21 protein-coding genes are annotated in these 24,201 nt (G+C 68.1%); 14 read left to right on the forward strand and 7 right to left on the reverse strand.

Features of this window, described 5'->3' with window-relative positions:
• Nucleotides 1–2: 2 nt before the first annotated feature.
• Together lpdA and WFM69_RS16380 are read right to left on the reverse strand one after the other, a co-directional pair.
• Nucleotides 3–1,400 carry a dihydrolipoyl dehydrogenase gene (gene lpdA, locus WFM69_RS16375; RefSeq protein ID WP_337006564.1) on the reverse strand — a complete coding sequence of 466 codons (1,398 nt, stop codon included), beginning with the start codon at nucleotides 1,398–1,400 and terminating at the stop codon, nucleotides 3–5.
• Between the two features lie 9 nt (nucleotides 1,401–1,409).
• Entirely contained in the window at nucleotides 1,410–2,063 is a 654-nt protein-coding gene (locus WFM69_RS16380; RefSeq protein WP_337006566.1) for a copper resistance CopC family protein, read from the reverse strand.
• A 100-nt stretch (nucleotides 2,064–2,163) separates the two neighbouring features.
• On the opposite strand from WFM69_RS16380, the gene WFM69_RS16385 reads away from it, so the two are divergent.
• From WFM69_RS16385 to WFM69_RS16395, 3 genes are all read left to right on the forward strand, one after another.
• The gene (locus WFM69_RS16385; RefSeq protein ID WP_337006568.1) at nucleotides 2,164–2,649 is read left to right on the forward strand and encodes an FHA domain-containing protein; all 486 of its coding nucleotides are present in this window, start codon (nucleotides 2,164–2,166) and stop codon (nucleotides 2,647–2,649) included.
• Nucleotides 2,649–3,335: a transcriptional regulator FtsR gene (gene ftsR / locus WFM69_RS16390; protein ID WP_337006570.1), complete on the forward strand. Its 687-nt coding sequence runs from the start codon at nucleotides 2,649–2,651 to the stop codon at nucleotides 3,333–3,335. The genes WFM69_RS16385 and ftsR overlap by 1 nt, the downstream gene beginning before the upstream one ends.
• Nucleotides 3,336–3,435: 100 nt before the next feature.
• The gene (locus WFM69_RS16395) at nucleotides 3,436–3,981 is read left to right on the forward strand and encodes a MerR family transcriptional regulator (RefSeq protein WP_337006572.1); all 546 of its coding nucleotides are present in this window, start codon (nucleotides 3,436–3,438) and stop codon (nucleotides 3,979–3,981) included.
• Nucleotides 3,982–4,055: 74 nt separating this feature from the next.
• On the opposite strand, the gene WFM69_RS16400 is transcribed toward WFM69_RS16395, so the two are convergent.
• Nucleotides 4,056–4,868: a ParA family protein gene (locus WFM69_RS16400; protein ID WP_337006672.1), complete on the reverse strand. Its 813-nt coding sequence runs from the start codon at nucleotides 4,866–4,868 to the stop codon at nucleotides 4,056–4,058.
• A 93-nt stretch (nucleotides 4,869–4,961) separates the two neighbouring features.
• On the opposite strand from WFM69_RS16400, the gene WFM69_RS16405 reads away from it, so the two are divergent.
• The 3 genes from WFM69_RS16405 to def all read left to right on the forward strand — a co-directional run bounded on the left by WFM69_RS16405 (nucleotide 4,962) and on the right by def (nucleotide 10,606).
• Entirely contained in the window at nucleotides 4,962–8,369 is a 3,408-nt protein-coding gene (locus tag WFM69_RS16405) for a pyruvate carboxylase (RefSeq protein WP_337006574.1), read from the forward strand.
• Between the two features lie 66 nt (nucleotides 8,370–8,435).
• A complete protein-coding gene (locus WFM69_RS16410) occupies nucleotides 8,436–10,115 on the forward strand; it encodes a MinD/ParA family ATP-binding protein (RefSeq protein ID WP_337006576.1) in 1,680 nt (559 codons plus the stop codon).
• Nucleotides 10,115–10,606 carry a peptide deformylase gene (gene def, locus WFM69_RS16415; RefSeq protein WP_337006578.1) on the forward strand — a complete coding sequence of 164 codons (492 nt, stop codon included), beginning with the start codon at nucleotides 10,115–10,117 and terminating at the stop codon, nucleotides 10,604–10,606. The genes WFM69_RS16410 and def overlap by 1 nt, the downstream gene beginning before the upstream one ends.
• A 91-nt stretch (nucleotides 10,607–10,697) precedes the next feature.
• Here def and WFM69_RS16420 read toward each other — a convergent pair whose 3' ends face one another.
• Nucleotides 10,698–12,530, reverse strand: coding sequence for an AMP-dependent synthetase/ligase (locus WFM69_RS16420; RefSeq protein WP_337006580.1), 1,833 nt, complete (start codon nucleotides 12,528–12,530; stop codon nucleotides 10,698–10,700).
• A 150-nt stretch (nucleotides 12,531–12,680) separates the two neighbouring features.
• Between WFM69_RS16420 and WFM69_RS16425 the strand changes: the two genes are divergently transcribed.
• Together WFM69_RS16425 and WFM69_RS16430 are read left to right on the forward strand one after the other, a co-directional pair.
• A complete protein-coding gene (locus WFM69_RS16425; protein WP_337006582.1) occupies nucleotides 12,681–13,370 on the forward strand; it encodes a lysophospholipid acyltransferase family protein in 690 nt (229 codons plus the stop codon).
• A 47-nt stretch (nucleotides 13,371–13,417) separates the two neighbouring features.
• A complete protein-coding gene (locus WFM69_RS16430; protein ID WP_337006585.1) occupies nucleotides 13,418–14,758 on the forward strand; it encodes a class II 3-deoxy-7-phosphoheptulonate synthase in 1,341 nt (446 codons plus the stop codon).
• A gap of 71 nt (nucleotides 14,759–14,829) precedes the next feature.
• Here WFM69_RS16430 and pknB read toward each other — a convergent pair whose 3' ends face one another.
• Together pknB and WFM69_RS16440 are read right to left on the reverse strand one after the other, a co-directional pair.
• Nucleotides 14,830–16,776, reverse strand: coding sequence for a Stk1 family PASTA domain-containing Ser/Thr kinase (gene pknB, locus WFM69_RS16435; protein WP_337006587.1), 1,947 nt, complete (start codon nucleotides 16,774–16,776; stop codon nucleotides 14,830–14,832).
• A 78-nt stretch (nucleotides 16,777–16,854) separates the two neighbouring features.
• The gene (locus tag WFM69_RS16440; RefSeq protein WP_337006589.1) at nucleotides 16,855–18,045 is read right to left on the reverse strand and encodes a lytic transglycosylase; all 1,191 of its coding nucleotides are present in this window, start codon (nucleotides 18,043–18,045) and stop codon (nucleotides 16,855–16,857) included.
• Nucleotides 18,046–18,166: 121 nt separating this feature from the next.
• Here WFM69_RS16440 and WFM69_RS16445 point away from each other — a divergent pair, with 121 nt between their 5' ends.
• Nucleotides 18,167–18,532, forward strand: a complete 366-nt coding sequence (locus tag WFM69_RS16445) for an Rv2175c family DNA-binding protein (protein WP_337006591.1) — start codon at nucleotides 18,167–18,169, stop codon at nucleotides 18,530–18,532.
• A 13-nt stretch (nucleotides 18,533–18,545) separates the two neighbouring features.
• Here WFM69_RS16445 and WFM69_RS16450 read toward each other — a convergent pair whose 3' ends face one another.
• Nucleotides 18,546–19,634: a polyprenyl synthetase family protein gene (locus WFM69_RS16450; protein ID WP_337006593.1), complete on the reverse strand. Its 1,089-nt coding sequence runs from the start codon at nucleotides 19,632–19,634 to the stop codon at nucleotides 18,546–18,548.
• 97 nt (nucleotides 19,635–19,731) lie between these two features.
• Here WFM69_RS16450 and WFM69_RS16455 point away from each other — a divergent pair, with 97 nt between their 5' ends.
• The 5 genes from WFM69_RS16455 to WFM69_RS16475 all read left to right on the forward strand — a co-directional run bounded on the left by WFM69_RS16455 (nucleotide 19,732) and on the right by WFM69_RS16475 (nucleotide 24,188).
• Nucleotides 19,732–20,106 carry a DUF3040 domain-containing protein gene (locus tag WFM69_RS16455; protein ID WP_337006595.1) on the forward strand — a complete coding sequence of 125 codons (375 nt, stop codon included), beginning with the start codon at nucleotides 19,732–19,734 and terminating at the stop codon, nucleotides 20,104–20,106.
• 254 nt (nucleotides 20,107–20,360) lie between these two features.
• Nucleotides 20,361–20,792, forward strand: coding sequence for a division/cell wall cluster transcriptional repressor MraZ (gene mraZ, locus WFM69_RS16460; RefSeq protein ID WP_337006596.1), 432 nt, complete (start codon nucleotides 20,361–20,363; stop codon nucleotides 20,790–20,792).
• A gap of 102 nt (nucleotides 20,793–20,894) precedes the next feature.
• On the forward strand, nucleotides 20,895–21,833 hold the full coding sequence (gene rsmH, locus WFM69_RS16465) for a 16S rRNA (cytosine(1402)-N(4))-methyltransferase RsmH (protein ID WP_337006598.1): 939 nt from the start codon (nucleotides 20,895–20,897) through the stop codon (nucleotides 21,831–21,833).
• The gene (locus WFM69_RS16470; protein ID WP_337006600.1) at nucleotides 21,830–22,390 is read left to right on the forward strand and encodes a hypothetical protein; all 561 of its coding nucleotides are present in this window, start codon (nucleotides 21,830–21,832) and stop codon (nucleotides 22,388–22,390) included. The genes rsmH and WFM69_RS16470 overlap by 4 nt, the downstream gene beginning before the upstream one ends.
• Before the next feature lie 28 nt (nucleotides 22,391–22,418).
• Nucleotides 22,419–24,188, forward strand: a complete 1,770-nt coding sequence (locus WFM69_RS16475) for a peptidoglycan D,D-transpeptidase FtsI family protein (protein WP_337006602.1) — start codon at nucleotides 22,419–22,421, stop codon at nucleotides 24,186–24,188.
• Nucleotides 24,189–24,201: the final 13 nt, after the last annotated feature.

Here is a 24,201-nt window from a genome sequence, read left to right on the forward strand (position 1 = left end):
GATCAGAAGTTGATCATGTGCCCCGCGAGGCCGTGGAAGCCTTCCTGCAGAGCCTCCGACAGTGTCGGGTGCGTGTGCACGTTGCGGGCCAGCTCGAGTGCGGTGAGGTCCCACTTCTGTGCGAGGGTCAGCTCGGGGAGCAGCTCGGAGACGTCCGGGCCGATCATGTGGGCGCCGATGAGCTCGAGGTGCTCGGCGTCGGCGATCAGCTTGACGAAGCCGACCGGCTCGCCGAGACCGTGCGCCTTGCCGTTGGCCATGAACGGGAAGGTCGCGACCTTGATCTCGCGCCCCTCGTCCTTGGCCTGTTGCTCGGTAAGGCCGAACGAGGCGACCTGCGGGGAGCAGAACGTCGCGCGCGGCATCATGCGATAGTCGCCGAGCGTCTGGGTCTCCGCGCCGCCGATCGTCTCGGCGGCGACGACACCCTGCGCCTCGGCAACGTGTGCGAGCTGCAGCTTGGCGGTCACGTCGCCGATGGCGTAGATGCCCTCGACGTTCGTGCGCATGTGATCGTCGATGTCGATCGCACCACGCTCGGTGAGCTTCACACCGGTGTTCTCGAGGCCGAAGCCCTCGATGTTCGGGGCGAAGCCGACCGACATGAGTACCTTGCCGGCCTCGATCGACGACTGCTGTCCGTCCTTGCCGGTATAGGTGACGGTGACGGAGGAGCCGTTGTCGACGATGGTCTCGACCTTGGTGGAGGTGAGGATGTCGACGCCGTAGTTCTTGTACTGCTTGGTGATCTCCTTCGAGACGTCCGCATCCTCGTTGGGAAGCGCACGGTCGAGGAACTCGATGATCGTGACCTTCACGCCGTAGTTCGTCAGCACGTAGGCGAACTCCATGCCGATCGCGCCGGCGCCGACGATGACGATCGACTCCGGCAGCTCACGGGTCATGATCTGCTCTTCGTAGGTCACGACGTTCTCGCTCAGCTGCACGCCGGGGAGCAGACGGACCTTGGATCCGGTGGCGATGATGACGTTGTCGAAGGTGACCTCTTCGGTCGTGCCGTCCGCCTTGGCGACCGAGATCGCCTTGGGGCCCGTGAACGTGCCGCGACCGTTGTACTCGGTCACCTTGTTCTTCTTCATCAGGAAGTGGATGCCCTTGACGCGTCCCTCGGCGACCTCGCGGCTGCGGTCGAAGGCCTTGCCGAAGTCGATCGTGAACTCGCCCGAGATGCCGAAGAAGTCGGCCTTGTGGTTGAGCGTGTGCGCGAGCTCGGCGTTCTTCAGGAGTGCCTTGGAGGGGATGCAGCCGACGTTGAGGCAGACACCGCCCCAGTACTTCTCCTCGATGATGGCGGTGGAGAGACCGAGCTGCGCGCTGCGAACCGCAGCGACGTATCCGCCAGGACCTGCACCAAGGATGACGACGTCGTAATGTGGCATGCCTTAAGCCTATCGCTCCGACGGGGCGTCGGAATCGGCCGGGGACCCGCCCCGACGACGGCTCATGACGATCCAGACGACCACGCCGGCGACGACCAGGACGGCGAGGATCGACACGATCCAGACCGCGGCTGAGCCGCCGTCCGAGTCGCTCGTGTCGTCCGGTGCGGGGGTCGAGGTCACTGCCGGGCCCGTGGTCTGCTCGGCGGACGGTGCGGTCGTGGTGGGTGCCGCGCTGGGCTCGTCGGTCGCGGCGGCGTCGTCGCCGACGGTCACGGTGAAGGAGTACTCGCCGGAGGTCGGGTGTCCATCGCTCGAGACGACCTTCCAGACCACGTGGTACACCCCGGCGGGGCCGGACCCGCTGAGCGGCTGCGTCGCGATCGCGCCGTCCACGGTCGCCGATCCCTCGGTGACCGAGTTCCCGGCGGGGTCGGTCACGACCACTTCCGTCGCTCCCTCGCCGTCGATGAGCTTCGCGCTGAAGGTGAGCGTCAGTGCGTCCGGAAGGGTCTCGACCGATTCGTCGGCGGCAGGCGACGACGACACGAGTGCATCGTGCGCGGAGGCCGACAGGGGGGAGAAGAGCACGAGGAGTGCGGCGAGCAGAGTCGCGGCGAGGGCGATCGGGGCGGCCGGGTGGCGCAGGGCTTTGGTCTTCACGACTCCACCCTATGAAGGAGCGGTATGCGATGGCTGAGTATGAAAGCCGCCTCCCGCGGGCGGCGCGCCATCCGATAGTCTGGATCATCAGGAGGGCACAGTGACAGACAGCGACAGCCGACCGGCCGGAGAAGCCGCAATCCACCGCTCCGGCGACCAGAAGCACGATGTGACGCAGACGTTCGGACACGATTCCGACCTGTCCTTCGTGCCGTTCGGAGTGGAGCTCACCGACGTCGAGCAGACCGCCATCGCGGCGCTGCCATCAGGATCGGCCCTGCTGCTGGTGCGCTCGGGCGCTCTCGCCGGCGCGCGATACCTCCTCGACACCGACGTGACCACGGTCGGCCGGCACCCCGAGGCAGACATCTTCTTCGATGACGTCACCGTCTCGCGTCGTCACGCCGAGATCACCCGCACGGGCACGACGTTCGAGATCATCGACCAGCGCTCGCTCAACGGCACGTACGTGAACGGAGAACGCGTCGACCGCAGCCCGCTGGTCGACGGCTCCGAGCTGCGCGTCGGCAAGTTCCGGCTGAACTTCTTCGCCTCTCCTCGCGATCGCGCGGCGGCGAACGCCTGATGGCGGCTTCCCCTGCCCGCGAACGTTCCGCGTCCGCGGGCTTGCTGAGTATCGGTCAGGTCCTCGCTCGGCTCACACCGGAGTTCCCCGACCTCACCTCCAGCAAGTTACGCTTCCTCGAGGTGCAGGGCATCGTCACCCCGTCTCGCACGGAGTCCGGCTATCGCAAGTTCTCCGCGGCCGACATCGAGCGGCTGCGACTCGGGCTCACCCTGCAGCGCGACCACTATCTGCCGTTGAGCGTCATCCGCGAGCAGCTCGACGAGACCGAGGCGGCGGGGGACACACCGTCGCTCGTCCCGCCGCCGTCGATCACCCCGACGCCGCGGCGCTACCGCCGCGACGAGCTCCTCGCCGCGGCGGCCGCGGGTCCGCAGCTGCTGAACGACGCCATCAGCACCGGTGTCATCACTGCGCAGGAGAGCTATCCCGAGGCGACGGTGAAGCTGCTGCGCGGTCTCGTCGCGCTGGACCGTCACGGCATCGAGCCGCGTCACCTGCGTTCCCTGCGTCAGGGCGCCGAGCGCGAGGTGGCTCTCATCGAGTCCGCGCTGTCCACGCTGCTGCGCCGGACCGATGCCTCGTCCCGTGCGAAGGCCAGTGAGCTGGGCCCGGAACTGGCCACCCGGATCGACGAAGTGCGTTCGCTCTTCGTCAGGGACGCCCTCTCCCGAGTGCTTTCGTAACGAACTGGTTGCGACACACCTTCGGCGTCGTGCGGATGTGATTGCCGGTGCCCAGGCACTGCTCTACCGTAGGAGATAACCGTTCCAGGGAGGATTTCAGATGAATGCGGATGAGCTAGCAGGCGACCCGCGGTTCGTGCCCGAACTCCTTTTCACGGACGGTCTCCCGGCCATGGACGACGAGGTCGGATACCGCGGTGCGGTCGCTGCTCGTGCCGCTGGCATCACCTATCGTCAGCTCGACTACTGGGCGCGTACCGAGCTCGTGGAGCCCACCGTCCGCGGGGCCAGCGGTTCCGGCTCGCAGCGGCTCTACGGCTTCCGCGACATCCTGGTGCTGAAGCTCGTGAAGAGCCTCCTCGACACCGGGATCTCCCTGCAGCAGATCCGCACGGCTGTGGAGGAACTGCGTCGCGCCGGTATCCGCGACCTCGCCGGCACCACGCTGATGAGCGACGGTGCCTCGGTCTACCTCTGCACGTCCAACGACGAGGTCATCGACCTCGTCAGCCGCGGCCAGGGCGTGTTCGGCATCGCCGTCGGAAAGGTCCTCCGGGAGGTGGAGTCGACGCTCGTCGCTTTCGATGCCACGGCTCCCGATCCCGTCGACGAGCTCTCCGCTCGCCGGACCAAGCGTTCCGCCTGATTCCGCGATCCGGACACGCATAACGGCCACCCTCGAAGAGGATGGCCGTTTCGCTGTGCGCGTCGGGGGTCTCGTCAGCTCTGCGGACCGCTCTCGGGAACGGGGATCCGTCCGGTGCGGATGATCCGGTCGAGGAGCTGGTCGAAGTCGGCCGCGAGCTCCTGTGCGGAGTCGCCCGGCCAGATGTGCAGTGGCTTCGCGGCTCCCTGCGCCTGCTGCAGCGAGGTGCGCTCCGGCAGCTGGGGGGAGAGCACGAGCGGGCCGAACATGTCGCGCAGCTCCTTGATGCGGAACTGGTGCTCGATCGACTGCGGGCGCACCCGGTTCACGACGATGCCGAGAGGCTGGAGGCGAGGGGAGAGTCCGCGACGGATCTCCTCGATCGCGCGGAGGGCGCGGTCGGCGGCGGCGACGGAGAAGAGGCCGGGTTCGGTGACCACCATGACGCGGTCGCTCGCGGCCCAGGCCGTGCGTGTCAGTGCGTTCAGCGAGGGGGCGCAGTCGACGAGCACGAGGTCGTAGTCGGCCTCGACGGCGGCGAGTGCTTCCTCGAGCTTCCAGACATCGCGGACGCTCGGGTGCGGCCCGTCGAAGTTGATGGCGGACGGGCTGCCGATGAGGACATCGATCGTGCCGGGGTGCACCTTCGCCCAGCCGCTGGAGGTGATCGCCTGACGGACGACCTTCTCCTTCGGGTTCGCCAGGACGTCGGCGATGTTGAGGCGCCCGGCGACCTGGATGTCCATCCCGGTGGAGACGTCTGACTGCGGATCGAGGTCGACGACGAGAGTCCGGACGCCTCGGGCGAAGGCCGCTGAGGCCAGTCCGAGTGTCACGGTCGTCTTGCCGACGCCCCCCTTGAGAGAGCTGACGCTGAGTACGTGCACGGACACCACGTTACCTTCCCCTAGGCTGGGGGAACACTCAGCCCCGCCCCATGCGCATCGAAAACGCTGCGCATCGAGCTCCTAGAGGTGTGCATGTTCCAGAAGATCCTTGTGGCGAACCGCGGCGAGATCGCGATCCGCGCCTTCCGTGCGGCAGTCGAAGTGGGGGCGCGCACCGTCGCGGTGTTCCCTCATGAAGACCGCGGCTCCGTACACCGGCTCAAAGCCGATGAGGCGTACGAGATCGGGGAGCGCGGCCATCCGGTGCGCGCGTACCTGAGCGTCGACGAGATCATCCGCGTCGCGCTCGAGTCCGGTGCCGACGCCATCTACCCGGGGTACGGATTCCTCTCCGAGAACCCCGAGCTGGCGGAGAAGGCCGCCGCGAACGGGATCGTGTTCATCGGCCCGCCCTCGAACGTGCTCGAGATGGCGGGCAACAAGGTCGAGGCCAAACGGCACGCCGTCGAGGCGGGCGTCCCGGTGCTCCGCTCCACGGAGGCCTCCGACGACGTCGACGCTCTGGTCGCGCAGGCGGAGGCGATCGGGTTCCCGCTGTTCGCCAAGGCGGTCGCCGGCGGTGGCGGTCGGGGCATGCGACGGGTCGAGACGTTCGGAGAGCTCGCCCCTGCTCTGGCCGAGGCCATGCGGGAGGCTTCCAGCGCCTTCGGCGACGCGCGCATGTTCCTCGAGCAGGCGGTCGTGCGCCCCCGCCACATCGAGGTCCAGATCCTCGCCGACAAGACCGGCGAGACCGTGCACCTGTTCGAGCGCGACTGCTCGGTGCAGCGCCGTCACCAGAAGGTCGTCGAGATCGCTCCGGCACCGAACCTCGATGACAGCATCCGCACCGCTCTGCACGGCTATGCGGTCGCTTTCGCCCGATCGATCGGCTACGAGAACGCCGGTACGGTCGAGTTCCTCCTCGAGACCGCAGGGGAGCGCGCCGGCGAGGTCGTCTTCATCGAGATGAACCCGCGCATCCAGGTCGAGCACACCGTGACCGAGGAGGTCACCGACGTCGACCTCGTGCAGAGTCAGATGCGTATCGCCGCCGGTCAGACGCTGGCCGATCTCGGACTGCAGCAGGAGAACCTGCACCTGCGCGGTGCTGCACTGCAGTGCCGCATCACGACCGAGGACCCCACGCAGGGATTCCGTCCCGATACGGGCAAGATCACCACCTACCGTTCGCCCGGTGGTGCCGGCATCCGGCTCGATGGCGGCACCGTCCACCAGGGCGCGCAGATCAGTCCCCACTTCGACTCGATGCTGGCCAAGCTCACCTGCCGCGGGCGCGACTTCCCGGCCGCCGTCGCGCGTGCCCGTCGCGCTCTCGCCGAGTTCCGCATCCGCGGGGTCTCCACCAACATCCCGTTCCTGCAGGCCCTCCTCGAGGACGACGCGTTCATCGCCGGCGACGTGAGCACGTCGTTCATCGACGAGCGCCCCGAGCTGCTGCGCGGACGTGTCTCGAAGGACCGCGGCACCAAGCTGCTGAACTGGCTCGTGGACGTCACCGTCAACAAGCCGAACGGCGCGCACCCCGGTGTCGTCGACCCGATCACCAAGCTTCCCGCGATCGACCTGACGTCCACGCCGGAGGCGGGTTCGCGTCAGCGTCTCCTCGAGCTCGGGCCGGAAGGCTTCGCCCGCAGCCTGCGTGAGCAGACGGCGCTCGCGATCACCGACACCACGTTCCGTGACGCGCACCAGTCCCTGCTCGCGACGCGGGTCCGCACCAAGGACCTCACCGCGGCGGCTCCGTACCTCGCCAGGCTCACCCCCGGCCTGCTCTCGGTCGAGGCGTGGGGCGGTGCCACCTACGACGTGGCGCTGCGCTTCCTCGGAGAAGACCCGTGGGAGCGCCTCGACAAGCTGCGCGCCGCCCTTCCGAACGTCGCGATCCAGATGCTGCTGCGCGGCCGCAACACGGTCGGGTACACGCCGTACCCGACCGCGGTCACCGAGGCGTTCGTCGCCGAGGCCGCCGCGAGCGGCGTCGACATCTTCCGCATCTTCGACGCCCTCAACGACGTCGAGCAGATGCGCCCGGCGATCGAGGCGGTCCGCAACACCGGCACCGCCGTCGCCGAGGTCGCGCTCTGCTACACCGGCGACCTGCTCGACCCCGCCGAGGAGCTCTACACCCTCGACTACTACCTGGGTCTCGCTGACCAGATCGTGGCCGCGGGCGCGCACATCATCGCGATCAAGGACATGGCGGGTCTGCTGCGTCCGGCAGCGGCGGCGAAGCTCGTCACGGCGCTGCGCGAGCGCTTCGATCTTCCGGTCCACCTGCACACGCACGACACCCCGGGCGGTCAGCTCGCGACCCTCCTCGCCGCCAGTGCGGCGGGCGTGGATGCGGTCGACGCGGCGTCGGCGCCGCTCTCCGGCACCACGAGCCAGCCTTCGCTGTCGTCGCTGGTCGCCGCGCTCGCGCACACCGAGCGCGACAGCGGGATCTCGCTGGCGGGCGTCTCCGATCTCGAGCCGTACTGGGAGGCGGTGCGCCGCCAGTACGCACCGTTCGAGTCGGGTCTCCCAGGACCCACGGGGCGGGTCTACCACCACGAGATCCCGGGCGGGCAGCTCTCCAACCTGCGCCAGCAGGCGAAGGCGCTCGGTCTCGCCGACGACTTCGAGCTGATCGAGGACATGTACGCGGCTGCGAACCGGATCCTCGGTCGCGTCCCGAAGGTCACTCCTTCGTCGAAGGTCGTGGGCGATCTCGCCCTCCACCTCGCCGCGGTCAAGGCCGACCCCGCCGACTTCGAGGCCAACCCGGAGAAGTACGACGTTCCGGACTCTGTCGTCGGCTTCATGGCGGGCGAGCTCGGGGATCTTCCGGGCGGCTGGCCCGAGCCCTTCCGTACCAAGGTGCTCGCCGGCCGTGCTGTGCGCACGGGTCTCACGGCGATCACGAAGGACGATGAGGCGGTACTCGCCGGCACCAGCGCGGAACGCCGTACCCGGCTCAACACGCTGCTGTTCCCGGCCCCGACCGCGGAGTTCGCGGAGCGCCGCGAGCTGTTCGGCGATCTGTCCGTGCTCGACACGAGCGACTACCTCTATGGTCTCGTGGCGGGGCAGGAGCACCAGATCGAGATCGATCGCGGTGTGCGGCTGTACGTCGGTCTCGAAGCCATCGGCGATGCGGACGACCGGGGCATGCGCACGGTCATGACGACCCTGAACGGGCAGCTCCGTCCGGTGTTCGTCCGTGATCGCTCCATCAAGGTGGACGCCCACGAGGTCGAGAAGGCCGACACGTCCGTGCCGGGCCAGGTCGCGGCGCCGTTCTCCGGAGTGGTGACGTTGAAGGCCGAGGTCGGGTCGACCGTCCGCGCCGGCGAGCCCGTCGCGTCGATCGAGGCGATGAAGATGGAAGCGGCCATCACCGCGCCCGTCGACGGCGTCGTCGAGCGCCATGCGATCGCCGAGACCCAGCAGGTCGATGCCGGAGATCTTTTGGTCGTGATCCGCCCCGCGCACTAATCTTGTGCGGGCGAGGGCCGCACATCTCATGTGCACCCGAGGCTCGCGCAGGCTTGGAGCGACATCGTGACCCCGAAGAACACCGCAGACCCTGACGAGAACCCGCTGGGGGTGCTCGACGAAGCCGCGTCCCTCGACACGGCAGGTATCGGCATCCTCGGCGGGATCTCCCAGGTGAGCGTGACATTCCCCCAGGACGAAGACGACGAGCTCGCCGATGACGGCGTCGTGGAAGGCGAGGTCGTCGCCGACCTCGTCGTCGATCCGCCCGTCGTCGTGGCCGCGAAGCCGACGGCGGCATCGAAGGCGAAGCCGCTGTCGAAGCCGGCTCCTGCTCCTCGTTCCGCCACCGCGCCGACGCCCATCCCCGTGGTGGAGTCGATCGTCGAGCCTCCCGCTGTCACGGGTGTGATCGAGGAGTCCGCCCTCGTCGGCTCCGTCGTGATCGACGTTCCCGCGGGTGCACCGGTCTCCTCGGAGGACGTCGTCGATGCGATCGTCGAGGAGGATCCGGCGGTCGAACCGAAGACCGTGGCGGAGCAGCCCGCTGAAGAACCCGATGTCGTGAACGAACGAGCCGCCGAGGAGGTCGCCGCTGCGCGGTTCCTCGCCGGGTCTCGGGCCGAGCTCGCGACGCCTCCGCCCGCACCCGCCTCAGCGGTGCGCCCCTCCGTCGAGAAGGAGACCAGCATCGTGTCCACCCCCGAAGATCGATCGGTCGTGCCGCAGCCTCCGCGTGCAGCAGCGCGCGCGGATGTGACCCTCACCTCCAAGCGGCTCGACGAACTGGGCGAGTCGTCCCGGGAGTCGGCCGACCTGCTCACGGCCGATCGCCTCCTCGATCCGCACCGGATCGCGAAGCCGGAGCCGGAAGGCGCGTGGAGCCACTTCCTCTATTCGATGTCGGGACGCCGCATCAACATCGGCGATGGTCGGCGCGCACGCGAGCGAAAGGCCCTGTCGGCACGGATCGCCGCACCGCTGACCGGGGGAGCCCGGTTCGTCCCGGTGCTCTCGCGCAAGGGTGGCGTCGGCAAGACGACGATCACCGCGCTGCTCGGGATGGCGCTGGCAGACGCGCGGGAGGACCGTGTGATCGCGGTCGACGCGAACCCCGATCGGGGGACGCTCGCCGAGCGCATCGTGCGCGCGCACCACAGCAAGTCGGTGCGCGACCTCGTCCGCATCCATGACGACGTCAAGGGCTACCACGACATCTCCGCCATCGTGGCGCGGGACGCGACGCGCCTCGACGTGCTCGCATCCGACTCCGACCCGCGGATCGCCGAGGCGTTCAGCGACAGCGACTACCGCGATGTCGCGGGCGTGGCCGCGCACTACTACTCGCTCGTGCTCACCGACACCGGGACGGGCATCGTGCACTCGGTCATGTCCGCCACTCTCGACCTCGCCGATCAGATCGTCATCGTGTCGGGTCTCAGCGTCGACGAGGCGCGTCTCGCGTCGGAGACGCTCACCTGGCTCGAGACCAACGGATACGCGGATCAGGCGCGCGAGGCGATCGTCGTGCTCAACCAGTCCACGCCGGGCACCCCCCTCGTGCGTCTGAACGAGTTGCAGGCGCATTTCGCCACACGCGCGCGCAGTGTCGTGCGCGTGCCGTACGACCCGCAGATCGCGGGCGGGGGAACGATCGTGTTCGCGAATCTGCTGCCCGAGACCCGAGTCGCGGCCCGCGAGCTGGCAGCACTGCTGGTCGAGGGCCTGCGGGCCAGGGCCGCCTGATGGCTGTCCGTGAGATCCGCATCTTCGGAGACCCCGTCCTGCGAACCGTGTGCGCGCCGATCGAGGAGATCGACGACGGCGTCCGCGCGCTGGTCGCCGACCTCGTCGACACGGTCGAGCTCCCTGGACGGGCCGGGGTGGCCGCACCGCAGATCGGTGTGGCGGTGCGCGCTTTCAGCTACAACATCGATGGCGACATCGGGTACGTGCTCAACCCGGTCCTCACCGAGGTCCGCGGCGAGCCCGAGCCCACGGGGGAGGGATGCCTGTCGGTACCGGGTCTCTGGCACGATGCACAGCGCCACCCGTGGGCCCGCGTCGAGGGCATCGATCTGGACGGCAACCCGGTCGTGCTCGAGGGCGACGGGCTGCTCGCCCAGGCGCTGCAGCATGAGACCGACCATCTCGACGGCAAGCTCTTCCTGACCCGTCTCGACCCGGAGACCCGCAAGACTGCGATGCGCGAGGTGCGGGAGAGCTCCTGGTTCTGATCGCCGAACCACCCCCGTGCGAACGAACCGGCCCCCTGCGCTCGAGCGCAGGGGGCCGGTTCGTTCGCAAGAGGCCGGTTCGGCCCCGACGTCACCCGCCGATCGGGACGTTGGTCGTCGCGACCGGCTCGTCGTAGATCGCGGCGATCTCGTCCGCGAAGTCGTTCATGATGATGTTGCGCTTGATCGAGAGCTTCGGGGTGAGGTGGCCCGACGCCTCGGTCCACTCGGAGTCGAGGATCGTGAACTTCCGGATGGACTCCGCGCGCGAGACACGGCTGTTCGCGGCATCCACGGCGCGCTGCACCTCGGCGCGCACGGCGGCGTTCTTCGCGGCGTCCGCGAGCGACATCGTGGCCTCGAGCCCGTTGTTCGCGAGCCAGGTGGGGAGCATCTCCGGGTCGAGGGTGACGAGTGCCGAGATGAACGGGCGCTGGTCGCCCACCACGACGACCTGTCCGATGATCGGGTTCGCGCGGATCGGGTCCTCGAGTGCGGCCGGTGCGACGTTCTTGCCGCCGGCCGTGACGATGATCTCCTTCTTGCGGCCGGTGATCGTGAGGAAGCCCTCGGAGTCGAAGCTGCCGATGTCTCCGGTGTGGAACCATCCACCCTCGCTGAAGGCCTCCGCGGTCGCCTCGGGGTTGTTCCAGTACTCCTTGAACACGTTGATGCCGCGGACCTCGATCTCACCGTCGTCGGCGAGACGCACGCCGACACCAGGCAGGGCCGGGCCGACCGTGCCGATCTTCGACTTGTCGGCCAGGTTCACCGTCGCAGGCGCCGTCGTCTCGGTCAGACCGTAGCCTTCGAGGATGACCACGCCGAGGCTGTGGAAGAAGTGGCCGAGGCGCGAGCCCAGGGGAGCGGAGCCCGACACGGCGTAGACGACGTTGCCGCCCATCGCCTCGCGGAGCTTGTTGTAGACGAGCTTGTTGAACAGCGCGAACTTGAGCTTCATCCCGAAGGGGATCTTCTTGCCTTCCTCGAGCAGCTTGGAGTGCTCGATCGCGACGTCGGCGGCGGCGCGGAAGATCTTGCCCTTGCCTCCGGCCTCGGCTTTCTGCTCCGCCGAGTTGTACACCTTCTCGAACACGCGGGGGACCGCGAGGAGGAAGGTGGGCTTGAAGGATCCGAGGGCGGGGAGCAGCTGACGCGTGTCGGGCTGGTGCCCGGTGCGCACGCCGGCGTGGACGTCGAGGATCGAGATGAACCGTGCGAAGACGTGTGCGGTGGTGATGAAGAGGAGGGTGGACGCCCCGGGCGTCTGCACGACCTCGTCGAGCGCCTTGGCCGAGTTGCGGGACAGCTCCACGAAGTTGCTGTGGGTGAGCACGCATCCCTTCGGGCGGCCCGTCGAGCCCGAGGTGTAGATGAGGGTCGCGATGTCCGAGCCCACGGCGAGGTTGCGGCGCCGGGTGATCTCCGCGTCGGTGACGGACGCGCCCTGAGCGGTGAGCGTGTCGATCGCTCCGAGGTGCAGCTGCCAGATCTCGCGGAGCAGGGGCAGGTCACCGCGCACCTCGTCGACGCGGGCGAAGTGCTCGGGCGACTCCACGATCAGCGCGATCGCGCCGGAGTCCTCGAGGATCCACTGGATCTGCGAGGGGGAGCTGGTCTCGTAGATCGGCACCATGACGGCGCCGGCATAGAAGAGCGCGAAGTCCACGAGCGTCCACTCGTAGGTCGTGCGCGCGAGGAATCCGACCTTCTCGCCGGGCTGGATACCGGCGGCGGCGAAGCCCTTCGCGAGGGCGATCACCGCCGTCTGGAAGTCGGCGGCGGAGATGTCGCGCCAGCCGTCGCCGTCCGGCACGGAGAACAGCGCCCGATCGGGGGTGGCCTCGACGCGCTTGACCAGGAGGTCGGCGACGTTCGCGTCGGGGTCGGCGGGGACGATCGCGGGGACTTCAAACTGGACCACGGCAGCTCCTTCGGTACCGGTCGGGCACGGATGTGATTCGAGTCTAGGGTATGGGACCGGGTCGCGTCCGAGCTGAGACTCGGTCGCGACGATGCCCGACTCGACGGGGTCATCCCGGTCGAGGGCGCCACGACGCTAGACTTCACCTCGATGTTCTACTGGCTGATGAAGTTCGTGGTGATCGGCCCCGTGGTCAAGGCGGTGTTCCGCCCGTGGATCGTGGGGCGGAAGAACGTGCCCGCGAGCGGGGCGGCGATCCTCGCCAGCAATCATCTGTCCTTCGCCGATTCGATCTTCCTTCCGCTGGTGATCGATCGGCCGATGTCCTTCCTCGCCAAGAGTGACTACTTCACCGGACGCGGTCTCAAGGGCTGGGCCACCAAGTTCTTCATGAAGGCGACCGGGCAGATCCCGATCGACCGCTCGGGCGGCAAGGCCTCGGAGGCCTCGCTGAACACCGGGCTCCAGGTGCTCGGCGGGGGCGATCTGCTCGGCATCTATCCGGAGGGGACGCGCAGTCCCGACGGCACTCTCTACCGCGGTCGCACGGGCATCGCCCGCATGGCGCTGGAGGCGAAGGTCCCGGTCGTGCCCGTGATCATGGTCGACACCGACACGGCGATGCCGATCGGTCGCCGACTGCCGCGCATCGTCCGGGTGGGGATCGTGATCGGGGAGCCCCTCGACTTCTCCCGGTACGCGGGCATGGAGAACGACCGCTACATCCTGCGATCGGTCACGGACGAGATCATGGTCGCCCTGCAGCGACTGGGGGAGCAGCGGTACGAAGACGTCTACGCGTCGACCGTCAAGGACCGGCTTCCCACTCGCGTCACATAGGCTGCGCGCGGATCTCGGCGTTCCCTGCGACCACTAGGCTGGAACGCATGCTCCCGCACCACATCGAAGCCCTTGATGCATGGCGCTCGCTTCCCATCAAGCAGCAGCCGCAGTGGCCCGACGCGGACCGCGTCGCCGACGTCTCCCAGCAGATCGCCACGCTTCCGCCGCTGGTCTTCGCCGGTGAGGTCGACAACCTCCGCGACCGCCTCGCTCGTGCGGCGTCCGGCCAGGCCTTCCTTCTGCAGGGTGGCGACTGCGCCGAGACGTTCGCCGGTGCGACGGCCGAGCAGATCCGCAACCGCATCAAGACGGTGCTGCAGATGGCTGTCGTCCTGACGTACGGCGCATCGATGCCCGTCGTGAAGATGGGTCGCATGGCAGGGCAGTTCGCGAAGCCGCGCTCGAGCGACACCGAGACGCGCGGCGATGTCACGCTTCCCGCCTACCGCGGCGACATCGTGAACGGGTACGACTTCACCGAGGGCTCCCGCACGGCCGACCCCGGTCGCCTGCTGCAGGGATACCACACGGCCGCCTCCACGCTGAACCTCATCCGCGCGTTCACGCAGGGCGGGTTCGCCGATCTCCGCGAGGTGCACTCGTGGAACAAGGGCTTCGCGCAGAACCCGGCCAACCAGCGCTACGAGCGCATGGCTGCCGAGATCGACCGTGCGATCAAGTTCATGGAGGCTGCCGGAGCGGACTTCGACGAGCTCAAGCGCGTCGAGTTCTTCACGGGCCATGAGGGCCTGCTGATGGACTACGAGCGCCCTATGACGCGTATCGACTCGCGCACGGACACCCCGTACAACACGTCGGCGCACTTCCTCTGGATCGGTGAGCGCACGCGCGAGCTCGACGGCGCGCACGTCGACTACTTCTCCAAGATCCGCAACCCCATCGGCGTGAAGCTCGGACCGACCACGTCGCCCGAGACGGCGCTGGCACTGATCGACAAGCTCGACCCCGAGCGCGAGCCCGGACGACTGACGTTCATCACGCGCATGGGCGCGGGCAAGATCCGCGACGCTCTGCCTCCGCTGCTCGAGGCCGTCCGCGACTCGGGTGCGCAGCCGCTCTGGGTCACCGACCCGATGCACGGCAACGGCATCACGACGCCGACCGGATACAAGACCCGCCGTTTCGACGACGTGGTAGACGAGGTGCGCGGCTTCTTCGAGGCGCACCGCGCTGTCGGCACGTTCCCCGGTGGCATCCATGTCGAGCTCACCGGCGACGACGTCACCGAATGCCTCGGTGGATCGGAGCAGATCGACGAGGCGGCGCTGGCCACGCGTTACGAGAGCCTGTGCGACCCGCGTCTGAACCACATGCAGTCGCTGGAGCTCGCCTTCCTCGTGGCCGAGGAGCTCGAGAAGCGCTGACACCCTTCGTCTCCTGACAGAAGAAGCCGCCCCCGGAATCCGGAGGGCGGCTTCTTCGTGTGTCCGGAGTCTCAGCCCCTGAGTTCGATCGAGAGGTTCACGGTGCCGCCGCGCGGCAGGGACTTGTCGGCGCCAGGGTCCTGGCTTGTCACCTTGGCCATGTCGGCGAAGCCGGGGAGATCGCCCCAGGCGGCGTACGTCGCCTTGAAGCCCTTGTCCGAGAGGATCTGCTTGGCGTCCTTCAGGGTCTTGCCGGTGACATCGGGTACCGGGAACAGCTCGGGTCCCTTCGAGACGATGAGCTGCACGTTGTCGCCCGGCCGCCAGTTGCCCGCCTCTGCGCGGTCGGCGACGCCGATGACCTGGTCTTTCGCGACCTTGTCGCTGAACACGTACTGCGGGTCGGACGTGACGACGAGTCCCTTGTCGGTGAGCGTGCTGGTGGCCTCGCCGACCGACATCCCCGCGACGTCGGGGAACTCTCCCGCCGACACATACAGCTGCACGGAGTCGTCTTCGAAGATCTCGCAGCCTTCGCCGCATTCGTAGCCGTCGCGGCCGTCGCGCGGCGTGACGTACGCGTTGATGACGATGCCGGAGTCGGCATCCGAGAACAGGACGAGGGACTTCTCGTCCACGTTGACGTTGACGCTCTCGAGGTAGGTCCTGGCGTCCTGTTCGGCACGACCGTTCAGCGCATCGAGGGTGTGGTTCGCCGGTCCGGCGGAGACGATCACGGCCACCGGGGTGCCCTTGTCGAGACGCGTGCCCTCGGCGGGGTCGGTCTTGATCACGGTGCCCTTGTCGATGTCGATCGAGAACTCGTCCTGCTGCGAAGGCACGAAACCGGCTTCGGTCAACACGGATGCCGCCTGGTCGTAGGTGCCGCCGGCGACACCGGGCACGGCGATGAGCGAGCCGGGGCCGGAGCCGAACCACCAGCCGACGCCGCCCGCCAGCACGGCCAGCAGCAGGACGAGTGCGAGGAGGAAGGCGCCGCGTGCTCGTCGTTTCGATGCACGTCGACGAAGGAGAGTGGCGTTGTCGATCGCGGCAGGAGTGGGGGCCGTCGGATCGGCGATGACCATGGTGCCCGGCATGACCTTGGTGAGGTCGCCCGAGTCGCCCTGGCTGTGCTGCGGGGCAGTGGCTCTGGCTGCGGTCGGGGTGACACCGAGGTCGCGCTCGATCTCCCGGAGTCGCTCGAGCATCTGCTGCGCGTCGTCCGGTCGCTCGTCGGGGGACTTCTCCGTGGCCCAGAGCACGAGTTCGTCGAGCTGTTCCGGCACGGCGGGGTTGCGCACACTCGGACGCGGCACCGACTCGGTGGCGTGCTGGAATGCGATCTGCATGGGCTGCTCGCCCTTGTACGGCTGCTCGCCGACCAGCATCTCGTACAGCATGATGCCGAGGGCGTAGATGTCGCTGCGGGCGTCGGCGGTGCCGCGGGTGACGAGCTCGGGGGCGAGGTAGGCGATCGTGCCCAGCAGCTGCTGCCCGGTCGCGGTGTTCGCCGTGGTCGCCCTGGCGAGACCGAAGTCGCCGATCTTGATGCGGCCGTCTTCTGCGAGGAGCACGTTCTCCGGCTTCACATCGCGGTGCACGATGCCGGCGCGATGCGCGGCCGAGAGGCCGGAGAGGATCGCATCCATGATCGTGATGGTCTGCGGGATCGTGAGGCGCTTCTGCTCGCGGAGCAGCTCGCGCAGCGTGATGCCGGGCAGATACTCCATCACGAGATAGGCGAGCTCGCCGTCCTGCCCCTGGTCGAAGACGTTGACGACGTGCGGGTCGGCGAGACGTGCCGCTGCCCGGGCCTCTTGGATGAAGCGGCTCTGGAAGGCGGAGTCGTCGCTCAGATGCGCATGCATCACCTTCAGGGCGATGCGTCGTTCCAGGCGGAGGTCCGTGGCGACGTAGACCGTGGCCATGCCTCCGCGGGCGATGCGGGCGCGAACCCGGTAGCGGCCGTCGACAAGCCGCCCGATGAGGGGGTCGGCCTGCTGATTGGTCGTCACGTCAGAATTCTATGGAGAACTGCCTGAAAGACAGGGGAGCGCCTCACCCCTCGGGCCTGCGGGTTTTCCCGGATGTCGTCACCCGTAGAGCGCGAGCCAGGCATAGGCTTGCGTCTCCCATTGGCCGTACTTGTCCGGGTAAGCCGAGATCTGCACGGCCTGGGCTGCTGCAGTGAAGGGCATGCTCTCCCAGCCGGGGATGTCGAGCAGGCCGCGCGTGGCCCGGCCGTTCGGGTCGTTCTGACCGCCGTAGAACACGCGGGTGCTGCGGTCGGCGTCGAGGATCTGCGCGGGTGTCCCCCAGCCCGTGCTCGGGCGCTGCTGGAAGAGGCCGAGCGAATCGCGGTCGCCCCAGTCGAGGTTGCGCAAGCTCGACTCCACCATGCCGGTGGCGAGTGCGATGGCGATCGCGCGATCCGAGACGCCGAGTTCGCGGCCGATGCGGATGATGAGTGCGGCATTCCCCGCCTGCTCCGCGGTGAGCGACGCGGACAGCGCGCCGGCGGTCGCGGCTGGCGCAGGAGCAGGAGCCGGTGTCTGCGCTGCGGGGGATCCGCTGATCACGAGGGTCTGGCCGGGGTAGATGATCGATGTGGGGCCGAGACCGTTCGCCGCGAACAGCGCCTGCGTCGTCGTGCCGTGCTTCTGCGCGATGCCGAAGATCGTGTCGCCTGCGACGACGGCGTATGTCGCGGCGGCCACAGGTGCGGGCGCTGGCGCCACGGCCGGAGCCGCCGCCGGAGCCGGCGCGCCGGGTCCGCTCACGACGAGGGTCTGGCCCGGATAGATGACCGAGGCGCGAGTGAGGCCGTTCGCCGACAGCACGGCATCCACCGTGGTCGCATACTTCTGGGCGATCGCGAACACCGTGTCGCCTGCGACGACCTGGTGCGTGGCCGATACCGGCGCTGCCGCGGGCGCCGCGGCCGGGGCGGCGGTAATCGTCGCCTGCAGCGTGAGGGTCTGCCCGGGGTAGATCACCGAGCGCCAGGAGAGCCCGTTCCAGGTCAAGACGTCGACCGTGTTCAGGCCGAACCGCGACGCGATCGCCGAGATGGTGTCTCCCGGCTGCACCACGTAGCTGGCCGGAGCTGCCTGGGTGGGGACGACTCGTGTCGGCGTGACCCGCAGCCGTTCGACAGCAGTCGTGTCCGGCGTGGCAGCTTCGGCCGGTGCGGACACGAGTGTGGTGGCCAGTGTGCCGAGCACCGCAGCGGGTACACCCAGTCGCAGGTGTCGTGTTCGTCGTGTGGCGGTCTTGAAAGTCAAGGCGGGCCCCCTTTTCGAGCACTTCACGCTGACACGGATGTATATAGAAGTCAACAGAAGTGACGCAAGTGAACAGTGTGACTGGTGGGTCGACATGCGCGGCTACTGCAGAGGTGAGATAGTGGGCAACGTGTCTGAGAACGTTGCTGGAACCCCTGCTGCTGCTGTCGAGTGGTTGACGATGCCCGATCTCGTCGAGGCCCTGGATGTGCCCCTCGGGCGTGTCCGCCGCTTGATCGACGAGCACTACCTGGTCGGTTCGCGCCGCAGCGGCGTCTTCGCGGTCCCCGCTGCCTTCATCGTCGACGGACATCCGCTGAGCTCTCTGCGTGGAACCATCATCGTTCTGCAGGATGCCGGCTTCGAGGACGATGAACTCATCGACTGGCTCTTCGAGGAAGAGGAGTCGCTGGGTCGTTCGCCGATCGATGCACTGCTCGCCGGGCACAAGAGCGCCGTCCGTCGCCTGGCCCGCACTCTGGCCTGAGCGGCGCTCGATCTCAGGCGGAGCGCACGGTCGCTGCGCGTGCGAGTTCGCGGAGCTCGCCGACGGCCGCGTTGTCGAGTCGAGCGCCGGACAGGGCGCGATCCGCGTCACGCGCATAGTCGGCGATCAGGGTCTCCACCTGATCCAACGCGCCCGAATCGGTGATCGTCGCCTGGAGCGACGACACCTGCTGCGGTGTCAGCTCGGGGTCGCCGAGCATCTCGTCCAGGAGATTCCTCGCGGAGGGATCCAGAGTCTGCCGGGTGAGCGCGACGAGCACTGTGCGCTTCCCCTCCCGGAGATCGTCTCCCGCGGGCTTCCCCGTGACGGACGCGTCGCCGAACACACCGAGCACGTCATCGCGAAGCTGGAACGCCATGCCGAGGGGATGGCCGAAGCGACGGAGCGCCGCGAGCTGATCCGCATCGGCGCCGCTCAAGGCCCCTCCCAGGACGAGCGGCTGTTCGATGCTGTATCGCGCGGACTTCATCGATGCCACGCGCAGCGCGCGGTCAGCGTGGGTCGCGCCGTCGTTGACGCTCCACGCGGACTCCTCGGCGATGTCGAGGAACTGTCCCGTTGTCACGTCCCGTCGCATCCGCGCGTACTCGGTGCGCACGGCGCGAGCATGAGGGTGGCCATCCAGGGCAGATTCGAGGAGGTCATCGCTCCACGCGACGAGGAGGTCTCCGAGCAGGATGGCGGAAGCACGTCCGAACGAGTCGGCATCGCCCGACCATCCCGCAGCGCGGTGAGACGCCTCGAGCGCGCGATGCGCGGCCGGCCGGCCGCGACGGGTGTCGGAGTTGTCGATCAGGTCGTCGTGGACGAGGGCTGCCGACTGGAAGATCTCGAGTGCGGAGCAGACGTTCCAGAGCGCATCCGTCTCGGTCGCGGTGCGATCGTGGAAGCGGGCGACCGCACGCCATCCGGCGTGGCAGAAACGCGCGCGCAGCCTCTTGCCGCCGTCGAGCGTGCCGGCGGCGGCATCGAGGAACGATGCCGCATCCGGTCCGTACTCGGACGCTTCATCGCGCATCCGTCCGAGGAAGAGGTCGAGGTGCGCGGCGACGGCGTCGGGCACGGGGGAGGAGGGCGGCACGACTCCCAGCATACGTAAAGCAAGGGCACCTCGAACTGCTAGCCCCGGGCCCCCTGGCGCGCGTAGAATGAATGGCACGATACCCGAGGGGGACGAAATGCCACTCTCCGAACAGGAGCAGCGTCTGCTCGACGAGATGGAACGCCATCTCCTTCACAATGATGCCGACGTCGTGACCGCGCCGTCCGGCGATCGCGCATTGAGCTACCGAAATCTGGTCTACGGAGCACTCCTGCTCCTCGCCGGTGTCGGGGGGCTCGTCGCCGGGGTCATCCTCGGCGATGTCTGGGGCATCGTGGTCGGTGTCATCGGGTTCGCTGCGATGCTCGCCGGTGTGATGGTCGCCGTCACCCCGGTCCGGAGGACCAGTCCGACCGAGACGCGAGAGCGATCCAGCTCGAGGCGGCCCGACTCCGCGTCGTTCATGGATCGCATGAACGACCGCTGGGACCGCCGCCAGGACGGTCACTGACCCTCTTCGAAGACTTCACCACTGAAGCCCGGATGCTGAGCATCCGGGCTTCTTTTGTTGTCGCGCGACGCGCAGAGCCGCCACTCGCCCTCCACTGAGCCTCCACTCTCCTCCACCGCGGAATCCCGCGGTTACTCGGCGTACCCGGCGCGATAGCGAGAGGTGATCGGCGGATTGATCGTAGGAATGTGGAGGAAAGTGGAGTAAAGTGGGGCGCACCTCGAGTTGGCCGGACGCAGAGGGGGTGATGGCCGATGTTGCTGGGTACGCACTCACCGAAGCTGGACGACAAAGGACGGGTCATCCTTCCTGCGAAGTTCCGCGAGGACCTCGGCGGCGGCATCGTCGTCACGCGAGGTCAGGAGCGCTGCCTCTACGTGTTCAGCACGGCCGAGTTCGAGGCGATGCACGAGCGGATCCGCCAGGCCCCGCTCGCCAACAAGCAGGCGCGTGACTTCATGCGCCTGTTCCTCTCCGGTGCGAGTGCGGAGATGCCAGACAGCCAGAACCGCATCACCATCCCCGCGCACCTTCGTCAGTACGCAGGACTGCAGAAGGAGCTCATCGTCACCGGAGTCGGCGCCCACGCCGAGATCTGGGATGCCGAGAGCTGGAACGCCTACCTCGCCGCCGGTGAGGAGTCCTACTCCGATCTCGAGCAGGAGGTGATCCCGGGACTCTTCTGACCACGGCTGTGATGCCCCGCCGCTCCCGCCCCGACACACTTCCCCGGTGCCGGGTCGAGAAGCGGAGGGGGATCAGAGCCGAAGGTCACCCCGAGAAAGATCATGAACCTCCGAGACATCCACACCCCCGTCCTGCTCGACCGCTGCGTCGAACTGCTCGCTCCCGCCCTCCAGGAGGACGGAGCGGTGCTCGTCGATGCCACTCTCGGCATGGGCGGCCACTCCGAGGCCCTGCTCGAACGCTTCCCGAACATCCGGCTGATCGGTCTCGACCGCGACACCGACGCGCTGCGCATCGCGGGGGAGCGGCTCGCCCGCTTCAAGGACCGCGTGACGCTGGTGCACACCGTCTACGACGAGATCGGGTTGCACGCCCAGGGGGCCGCCGGGATCCTCTTCGACCTCGGCGTCTCCTCGCTGCAGCTCGACGAAGCAGACCGCGGCTTCGCGTACTCCAAGGATGCTCCGCTGGACATGCGCATGGACCAGACCAAGGGCATCACGGCAGCCGATGTGATCGCCACCTACAGCGAAGGCAACCTGCGCCGGATCTTCGAGAGGTATGGCGAGGAGAAGCTCGCGGGTCGCTACGCGCGCTTCATCATCGATGCGCGGCAGAAGCAGCCGATCACCCGGTCCGAGGAGCTCGTGGAGATCCTCATCGCGGCCACACCCGCCGCGGCCCAGCGCGCCGGCCATCCCGCCAAGCGCGTGTTCCAGGCGCTGCGCATCGAGGTCAACACCGAACTCAACGTCCTCGCCGACGCGATCCCCGCCGCCATGGACGCTCTCGCCGTCGGTGGTCGCATCGTCGTGATGTCTTACCAGTCGCTCGAAGATCGACTGGTCAAGCAGGCGTTCGCCGCGGCAGCCGCGTCGACCGCACCCGCGGGGCTGCCCGTCGAGCTGCCGGAGCACGCTCCGCGATTCCGGATCCTGACCAAGGGCGCGGAACTCGCCTCCGAAGACGAACGAGCACGCAATCCCCGGGCCATCCCGGTGCGGCTGCGAGCCGCCGAGAAGCAGCGGGAGAGCGCATGAGTGCGAACGCCGTCGTCCGCAAGCCGGCGCAGCCGGTCGTCCCCGCTCGCACGCCACAGCGCACGCTCCAGCCCGTCACCCGCCCGGCATCGCGTCGCAAGCCCAAGCTCGCGTACGCGCTCGTCGCCCTGGGCGGCGCGTTGGCGATCGGTGCGGCTCAGGTCGCGCTGTCTCTCGCGATCACCCAGGACTCCTTCACCCTCGCCAGCCTCTCCTCGCAGCAACGTGAACTGAACCTGCAGACCCACGCACTGCAGGAGGAGCTCACCGGCCTCAGCTCGCCGCAACTGCTCGCGAGCAACGCGGCCGGACTTGGCATGGTCGTGGCGGGTTCGCCCTCCTATCTGCGCCTCAGCGACGGGGCGGTGTTCGGCACCGGCGCGGGCGCGGACTGGACGTCCACGGTCAATCCCGATGGCGTCGGGGCTGTGAGCAACGCACTGATCGTCGCGACGCCGCCTCCGGCGACCGAGACCGAAGAGGGCGCGACGGAACAGCCGGTCCAGGATCTTCCGCCGGCGATCACCGACGGACTCCCCAGCCCCACCACGCATTGACCCCACACACGATCGACGGAGAGATCCCATGACGACTCGAGCCACCCGCGGGCCGCGGCGACGCACCGTCGTCGCCCTCGCCGTCATCCTGTGCGTGCTGGCGGCATTCGTCGTGCGACTGGTCGACATCCAGGTGGTGAGCGCCGACGAGCATGTGTCGGAATCGCTCCAGCACATCGGTGCCGGCTCCTCGATCCCCGGTCAGCGCGGTGAGATCGTCGACGCCGACGGCACGGTGCTCGCCTCCAGCGTGATGGTCTACGACGCGCAGCTCAGCCCGAAGGTGATCATGGTCGTGGAGGAGAAGAAGCCGAAGCTGCCGTGGGCGGAAGCGTCCGAGAAGATCGCGGCGATCACGGGCCAGACCGGCGATGAGGTGCGCAAGCTCGTGTCCGACGCACTCGCCGCGAACCCGGACAGCCAGTACGTCGAGCTCAAGCGCGGACTCAACACGGAGCAGTACATCGAGCTGCGCAAGCTCGGTCTGTCCTCGTACCTGAGCATGCCTGCCCGCGAGACACGGGTGTACCCGAACGGGGCCGTCGGCGGCAACCTCCTCGGTTTCCTCGACAACACGGGAGAGGCGCAGGCCGGTGTCGAGCAGCTCGACGACAAGTGTCTCGCGCCCGTCGACGGGCAGGAGACCTACCGCAAGGGCAAGGACGGGGTGGTCATCCCCGGCAGCGAGCGCACGGTGGACGCCGTGAACGGCGGTTCCGTGCAGCTCACGATCAACAGCGACCTCAACTGGTACCTGCAGCAGATGATCGCCGAAGAAGCTCAGGCGAAGGGCGCCAAGGGCGGCACCGTCACGGTCGTGGAGGTGAAGACGGGCAAGATCAGGGCGGCGGCCGAGTGGCCGGCGCTCGACCCCAACAACCTCGATGCGTCGACGCCCGACACTCGTGCGAGCCAGATCTTCCACCGCGACTTCGAGCCCGGATCGACCTTCAAGGCGATCACCGCCGCCGCCGTGATCGAGGGTGCCGGACTGACGCCGCTGAGCACGGTCAGCGCCGCATCCCGGGAGAAGTTCCCCAACGGCGCCGTGATCAACGACGCGTTCAGCCACCCCGCCTACGAGTACACGCTCGCCGGCGGTCTCATCGACTCCTCGAACGTGGCGCTGTCCAAGTTCGGCACGATGGTCAGCCCCGACGTGCGGTACGACTACCTGCAGAAGTTCGGTGTCGGGCAGAAGACGCTCGACTTCCCGTCGGAGGTCGGCGGGATCCTGCACCCGGTCAGCGAGTGGGACAACCAGTCGCTCTACACGACCACGTTCGGTCAGTACTTCACGGTCACGGCCGCGCAGCTCGCAGGTGCCTACCAGGCGATCGCGAACGGCGGCGAGAAGATCGACCTCTCGCTGGTCGAGTCGTGCACGGCCACCGACGGAACGGTCACGACCCCCGCCGACCCGAAGCACGAGCAGATCATCAAGGAGTCGACGGCGGCCGATCTCACGCGGATGCTGGAGAATGTCGCGGTGCAGGGTGGCAACGCCGACCACATCCAGGTGCCGGGCTACCGTGTGACCAGCAAGACCGGTACCGCACAGGTCTCCGACGGCAACGGCGGCTACAAGGCGGGCGTCTACTACACCAGCATGGTGGGCTTCGCCCCGGTGGACGATCCGCAGTACGTCGTCGTGGTCACCCTGGATGAGCCGACTAAGGTTGTATCGTCCGCGGCCACCGCTTCCGCCTTCCAGAAGGCGATGACGCAGGTGATGAAGACCTATCGCGTGATGCCGTCCACTGTCCCGATGGACGCGCTCCTCCCCAAGTTCGGATAGTCGGCGAGAGCCG

The organism is Microbacterium sp. LB12 (genome assembly GCF_037150835.1).
GTDB lineage: Bacteria > Actinomycetota > Actinomycetes > Actinomycetales > Microbacteriaceae > Microbacterium.